At 73.8% G+C, this 6,416-nt stretch carries 6 protein-coding genes and 1 other RNA gene; 1 reads left to right on the top strand and 6 read right to left on the bottom strand.

Translation table 11 applies throughout. From position 1 onward, the window contains the following. The 5 genes from LLG88_08650 to rnpB all read right to left on the bottom strand — a co-directional run. The coding region (locus LLG88_08650; GenBank protein MCE5246969.1) for a DUF5694 domain-containing protein at positions 1 to 1,026 on the bottom strand (1,026 nt) is incomplete at its 3' end. A 72-nt stretch (positions 1,027 to 1,098) separates the two neighbouring features. Further along, complete coding sequence (truA, locus tag LLG88_08645) at positions 1,099 to 1,851, bottom strand: tRNA pseudouridine(38-40) synthase TruA (protein ID MCE5246968.1); 753 nt, start codon at positions 1,849 to 1,851, stop codon at positions 1,099 to 1,101. Further along, a complete protein-coding gene (locus LLG88_08640; GenBank protein MCE5246967.1) occupies positions 1,848 to 2,765 on the bottom strand; it encodes an LD-carboxypeptidase in 918 nt (305 codons plus the stop codon). The genes truA and LLG88_08640 overlap by 4 nt, the downstream gene beginning before the upstream one ends. Continuing rightward, positions 2,762 to 4,009 (bottom strand): amidohydrolase, encoded by a 1,248-nt coding sequence (locus LLG88_08635; protein ID MCE5246966.1) that lies wholly within the window; start codon positions 4,007 to 4,009, stop codon positions 2,762 to 2,764. The genes LLG88_08640 and LLG88_08635 overlap by 4 nt, the downstream gene beginning before the upstream one ends. Positions 4,010 to 4,040: 31 nt before the next feature. Then, an RNA gene (gene rnpB, locus LLG88_08630) (RNase P RNA component class A) lies at positions 4,041 to 4,463 on the bottom strand. A gap of 74 nt (positions 4,464 to 4,537) precedes the next feature. Between rnpB and dnaB the strand changes: the two genes are divergently transcribed. After that, positions 4,538 to 5,932 (top strand): replicative DNA helicase, encoded by a 1,395-nt coding sequence (dnaB, locus tag LLG88_08625; GenBank protein MCE5246965.1) that lies wholly within the window; start codon positions 4,538 to 4,540, stop codon positions 5,930 to 5,932. Between the two features lie 66 nt (positions 5,933 to 5,998). On the opposite strand, the gene LLG88_08620 is transcribed toward dnaB, so the two are convergent. After that, positions 5,999 to 6,416, bottom strand: a 418-nt coding sequence (locus LLG88_08620; GenBank protein MCE5246964.1) for a flavodoxin-dependent (E)-4-hydroxy-3-methylbut-2-enyl-diphosphate synthase, incomplete at its 5' end; no start/stop codon positions are given.

The following is a 6,416-nucleotide window of genomic DNA, read 5'->3' as shown; positions in this document are numbered from 1 at the left end:
CTTGCCGACGTAGCGCGCCGTCAGGGCGCGGATCCGCGCCGCGATCTTGAGGTTCCGGTTCTCCCAGAGCGCGAGCCGGCCGCGGTCCGCCCCGCTCTTCAGGTGCGCGCGCAGGAAAACGCCCCACTGCGCGTCCACGTCGAAGGCCGCGTAGGCGGGCGAGTTGAGCCAGCGCAGATACGGCAGCAGGTCCCCCGCGGCGACGGCCGCCTGCTTCCGCCTCTCGGACTCTTCGTAGACCGCCGCCTTCCCGACGGCGGCGAAGAGCGGGGACTCCTTTCCGCGGTTCTCGAGCGCGGGGAGGAGCGGCTCCATCGCTTCCGGCGCCTCGAAGTCGTCCACGCCGGCGATCTCCGCATGGCCGAGGCGCCGCGCCAACGGAAGCGCCACCACCTGAACCTCGTTGACGCGCGCCAGCTGCGCGTCGAGCTTCGCCGCGAGCGCGGCGGGAACCTGCGCCCTGGCCGGATCGGCGGGCGGCGCCGCCGACCACGCGAGGAGCGCGTCGGGCAGATCGTAGGCGGCGAGGCTCAGCAACGCGCGGCGGACGAGCGCCGACGAATCGGCGGGGCGCGGCGTCGGCGCCGCCGCGGCCTTCGAGGCCGCGATCATGTCCATCTTGAGCAGGCTCTGGGCCTCGTGTCCCAGCGCGAGCTGCGTTCCGGCGAAGCCGTCCAGCAGCTCCGCGTGGATCGAGGTCGCGTCGCGCCGAAGCTCGAGCTCGTGGATGAAGGGACCGGGCAGCGTCTCCACCGCCACGACGTCCGGCTTGAACGCCGCCAGGCGATCGAGCAGCGCGTTCACCATCGTCGGCCGGAAGCGGCCCTCGAGCTCGCGCATGTGAAACGTGCCGAGAACCATCACCTGCGTGCGTTCGGTCGCCGGCGACAGCTTGTCGAGCGCGGCCGACGGCGAAGGATTCGGCGGCGGCGCGGCCGACGCGGCGCCGGCCGCGAGCGGGAACGCGGCGCCCACCAAGATCGCCGACGCGACGACCAGACCGATCCGCGGCGAGACGAGGCTCATCGTGTCTCCTTCGACGGCTCCGACGCCGCGCCCGCCGCTTCGCCGGCCGAAACGCGGCGCCGCCGAAATCGCTCAGTAGAGGACGCGGACCAGGCAGAGGCCTTGCGGCGGCGCGGTGCGCCCCGCCGCGCCGCGGTCGAGGCCGGCGAGGACGCGCGCCGCGTCGTCGGGCGGACGGCGGCCGGTCCCGACTTCGACGAGGAAGCCGGTGAGGTTGCGCACCATCCGGTAGAGGAAGCCGTCCCCCTCCGCCTCGACCTCGATCGAGCTGTCGCCGCGCGGCGTCACGTCGAGACGGCGCAGCGTGCGGACCGTCGTCTTCGACTGCCCGCCGGCCGTGGCGAAGGCCGCGAAGTCGCGCCGCCCGGTCAGCTGCGAGGCCGCTTCGCGCATCGCCGCGACGTCGAGCGTCTTCGGCACGCGCCACGCCCAGCGCGTCTCGAACGGCAGGGCGAGCGCGCGGTTGACGATCCGGTAGCGGTAGATCTTCCCCGTCGCCGAACGGCAGGGATGGAACCCTTCGGGCGCGTTCCACGCGGCGAGGACCCGCACGTCCTCCGGCAGCAGCGAAAGGAGCGCCAAGGCCAGCTCTTCGGGGGAGCGCGACGTCGGCGGCCGGTAGCTCGCGACCTGTCCGAGCGCGTGCACGCCGCTGTCGGTCCGCCCCGCGCCGCAGACGGAGACGGTTCCTTCGGGCACGCCGTGCACGACGTCGAGCGCGCGCTGCAGGACACCCTGCACGGTCGGCGCGTTCGGCTGCCACTGCCAGCCGGCGTAGTCGGTCCCGTCGTAGGCGAGCCGCAAGGCGACGATCGGTCCGTTCATGGCGCGACGACCTCGAGCAGGCCGGCGTCGGCGTCGAGCCGCGCCTTGTAGCCGAGCGGCAGCGCGCGCGGCCGCGGGCCGTGCCCGACCGGCAGGCCGGCGATCGTCGGGACGCCGATCTCGCGGGCGTGCGCGGCGAGGACCGCGGCGAGCGGCCGCGAGGGTCGCCCGGGATACGGGCGGCAGGAGACGAACTGCCCGAAGGCGAGCCCCGCGACGCCGTCGAACAGCCCGGCCGCGCGCCCCTGCCAGAGCAGGCGGTCGATCCGGTACGGCGCCTCGCCGACGTCCTCGAGGACGACGATCCGCCCGCGCAGCTTCGGGGCCCACGGCGTGCCGGCCAAGGCGACGAGCACGCTGAGGCAGCCGCCGGCCAGCGTTCCTTCCGCCTTCCCCGGCGCGAGGGCGCGCCGCGCGCCGGGACGGAAGACGCGCGGCCGCGCGGAATCGAAGAGCGCGGCCTTGAGGTCGGCCTTGACCGCGCGCCGCGGATCGGCCAGTTCGGCGACGAGCGGCGTCGACCAACTGGCGAGGCCGCGGTCGAGCAGCGCGGCCTGCAGCGCGGTGACGTCGGAGAAGCCGAGGAGCCAGCGGCGCGAGGCGGCGATGCGCCCGAGGTCGAGCAACGGCAGCAGACGCGCCGTGCCCCACCCGCCCCGCGCGCACCAGACGGCGTCGATCGCCGGGTCCGAGAACGCCCACGCCAGATCGGCCGCGCGCGTTTCGTCGGGGCCGGCGAGGTCGCCGCGGCGCGCGAAGAGGGAGCGCCCCGCCACCGGCTCCAGCCCCCACGAGCGGAGGGCTTCGAACCCCGCGCGGACCGCCTCCGGCCGCACCGACGAACCGGGCGCGACGACGGCGATCCGCGCCCCCGGCGCGAGCGGCGCCGGGGCGACGATCCGCCGCGCGCTCACGGCGCGGCCTCGTCTTCGGCCTGGTCGATCAGCGGCGCCTCGGCGCCGTACGAGGGACGCCGGGCCGCGGCGTGCGCCGCGCGCACGCGGTCGAGCGCGTCGGGATCGACGAGCAGGTCCAGCCCGGTGAGGGCGAGCGCGAGGGCCGCGCGCCGCGCCGCGGCGAACGCCTCGGGGGTCGCGGACGCGGCGGCGAAGGCGCGGGTGTGGGTGGCGAGCGAGCCGTCGCCGACGCGGAAGAACGGATGAAGCACCGGCGCGCGGTGCGAGAGCGCGCCGCTGTCGAGCGAGCCGACCGTCGCCCCGGGGCCGCGGCGCGGCGCGAGCCCCGCGCGCGCCGCGTTCGCCGCGTACAGCTCGGCGAGGACCGGGTTGTCGAACAGCTCGTCGTAGAGGTTGTCCACCGGGCGGATCGTGAAGCGGGTCCGCGTCGCGCGGGCCACCCCCTCGACGATCTCGTTGAACCGGACCCGCACGACGTCGTGCAGGTAGGCCGCGCTCGTCGCGCGCAGCGAGAAGCGCGCCCGCGTCCGCGCCGGCACGAGGTTCGGCCGCACGCCCCCTTCGAGGATCACGCCGGGAATCCGCGTTCCCGGGGCGAGCGAGGAGAGGAGCGCGTCGCGGGCCACGAAGAGCTGGATCGCCGCGTCGAGCGCGTTGATCCCCCGCTCCGGGCCGATCACGGCGTGCGCCTCGCGCCCCTCGAACGTGACCTCGAGCGACCACGAGGCGAGGCTCGAGGTCTCGACCGAGTCCTCGGCGCCGGGATGCGCGAGCAGCGCGGCGTCCACGTCGTCGAACGCGCCGCGCCGCAGCAGCACGATCTTGCCGCCGATCGTCTCTTCGCCGGGCGCGCCGATCACGAGGACCGAGCCGCGCGGGCCGCGCGCGACCCGCGCCAGCGCCGCCGCGGCGCCGAGCGAGGCGGCGACGAGCAGGTTGTGTCCCGCGGCGTGGCCGAGCCCGGGAATCGCGTCGTATTCGGCGAGGAAGGCGATCCGCGGCGCGCCGTTTCCCTTCTCCGCGCGGAAGGCCGTGGCGAGACCGGCGACGCCGGCCTCGACCGCGAACCCTTCTTCTTCGAGTTCGCCGGCGATCCGCGCGACGGTGTCGAGTTCGCGGCAGCCGGGCTCCGCGTGGCGGTGCAGGTCGGCGGCCAGGCGGTCGAGCCGCGGCGCGAGCTGTTCCAGCTCCGCCTCGACCTCGCGCCGCAGGCCGTTCAGTCGCTCCTTGTCGGGCGTCATCGCCGGTGTCGTCCCCCAAATCGCAAGTGGCCGCGGATGGTCGGACGTAAGCCGGATTCTGTTCCCCTTGCGGGGGAGGATCATTCCTCTAGGACGGCGGTCGCCCGCCGTCTCAAGCAACCTACCCGGAGGCGGCGCGGGCCACGCCATCGCCTCCCTATTTGGTCTTGCTCCGCGCGGGGTTTGCCGAGCGCCCGGTCGCCCGGGACGCTGGTGGGCTCTTGCCCCACCTTTTCACCCTTGCCCGCACGGGCGGTTCGGGGGCGGCTTCCTCGGTTCCCGCGAACAAGCCGGAACCGACGAAGCCGCCTCCGCGCCGCCCGCCGTTGGCGGTGTGCTTTCTGTTGCGCTTTCCGTCGGGTTGCCCCGCCTGGGAGTTGCCCAGCGCGCTGCCCTGTGGAGTCCGGACTTTCCTCGGCGGGACGAGCCCGTCGCGATCCTCTCACCGGCCCTCCGCGGCCATCTGTATTGTAGACTGCATGCTTCTCGGCCCGCTCTCGGCGGGCGCCGACATTTCGAGGGACCTCGGTGGCCAACTTGGACCAGAGCTACGCCCGGCCGGCGGCCGTGCCGGGCGAGATCCGCCTCCCGTGGGACGAGGAAGCGGAGCGCGCGATTCTCGGCGCGATCCTGCTCGACCCGGAGGCGTACTACGCGGCGACGGAAACGCTGCGGCCGGACGACTTCCACCGCTCCGCGCACTCCGCGATCTTCCGCGCCTTCATCGACCTCGCCGAACGGCGCGAGGCGATCGACCCGGTCACGCTGCGCGCCGAGCTGCTGCGGATCGGCAAGCTCGAGCTGGCCGGCGGCGACGCCTACATCGGCTCGCTGATCTCCGGCCTGCCGCGCGCGGCGAACGTTCCGGACTACGCCAAGATCGTCAAGGACCGCTCGCTCCTGCGCGCGGTCCTCGGCGCGGCCGACGAGCTGCGCGGCGAAGCATCGGCCGGCGTCCGCCCCGCGGCCGACGTGCTCGAGGAAGGGATCAAGAACCTCTTCACGCTCTCCGAGGAGGGGCGCAAGAAGGGGTTCCAGCCGATCGGCGACGTCGGCGGCGCGGTGCTGCAGCAGATCGAGGAGATGTCGGAGCGGCGCGAGCTCGTCACCGGCCTCTCCACCGGCTACGACCGGCTCGACAAGATGCTCTCCGGCCTGCAGAAGGGGGACATGCTGATCCTCGCCGCGCGTCCTTCGATGGGCAAGACGGCGCTCGCCTTGAACATCGCCCAGAACGCGGCGGTCAAGGGCGGCGCGACGGTCGGCGTCTTCTCCCTCGAAATGTCGTCGCCGCAGCTCTTCTACCGCCTTCTCTCCAGCCAGGCCTGCGTGGACCTGCAGAAGCTGCGCACCGGCAGCCTCGCCCACGACGACTGGGACAACGTCGGGGCCGCCTACACCACGCTCGTCTCGTCGAAGATATTCATCGACGACACGCCGGGGATCGGCCCGATGGAGCTGCTGGCCAAGGCGCGGCGGCTCAAGCACGAGGAAGGGCTCGGGCTGATCGTCGTCGACTACCTGCAGCTGATGAAGCTGGAGACGCGGATCGAAAGCCGGCAGCAGGAGGTGTCGGAGATCAGCCGTTCGCTCAAGGCGATCGCCAAGGAGCTCGACGTGCCGATCCTCGCCCTCTCGCAGCTCTCCCGCGCCCCGGACCAAGGGCGCGGGTCGGACCATCGGCCGCAGCTCTCCGACCTGCGCGAGTCGGGCGCCATCGAGCAGGACGCCGACGTCGTGATGTTCATCTTCCGCCCCGAGGTCTACGTCAAGGAGAAGGAGAAGGTCGTCGCCGAAGGGCTCGAGGGGAAGGCGGAGCTGATCGTCGCCAAGCAGCGCAACGGCCCGACGGGGGTCGTGGACCTCTTCTTCGTGAAGCAGTTCGCGCGCTTCGAGAACCAGGCCGACGCGCCGATCTACTGACGCCGCGCGGCGCGCGGCCTCGGCGCGCGCGGACTCGGCGCGCGAGGCCTCGTCCGGCGTCCCGCCTCAGCGCGAGGCGGGCGCCGGCGGATCGGTCCACTGCCCGCGCGACTTGATCAATTCCACCAGGCGCGCCGGCGCGTCGGCGGACGGGATGTCCCGCTCGACCATCGTGCGGCCGACGAAGAGCGCGACCTTCCCCTCGCCCCAGCCGACGTAGCCGTAGTCGGCGTCGGCCATCTCGCCCGGCCCGTTCACCACGCACCCCATCACGCCGATCTTCAGCTTGAGGTGCGCCGTCAGGGCCTGCACGCGGCGCGTCGTCTCCACGAGGTCGAAGAGGGTCCGGCCGCACGACGGGCAGGCGATGAACTCCGCCCGCTCGAGGCGGCGGCGCGAGGCCTGCAGCACGTCGTGGGCCAGCTTCGCCGCGGCCGCCGCGTCGGCGCCGGCGGGAACGCGCAGCGCGTCGCCGAGGCCGTCG

This window comes from bacterium (assembly GCA_021372775.1).
Classification (GTDB): Bacteria; Acidobacteriota; Polarisedimenticolia; order J045; family J045; genus JAJFTU01.
Note: the sequence above shows the minus strand (reverse complement) of the source record. Positions and strands in the feature narration are given on the sequence as shown.

Coding starts and splice junctions, on each gene's coding strand:
- LLG88_08635 (MCE5246966.1), bottom strand. CDS start 4,009: ATGACGCCCGACAAGGAGCGACTGAACGGCCTGCGGCGCGAGGTCGAG.
- truA (MCE5246968.1), bottom strand. CDS start 1,851: ATGAACGGACCGATCGTCGCCTTGCGGCTCGCCTACGACGGGACCGAC.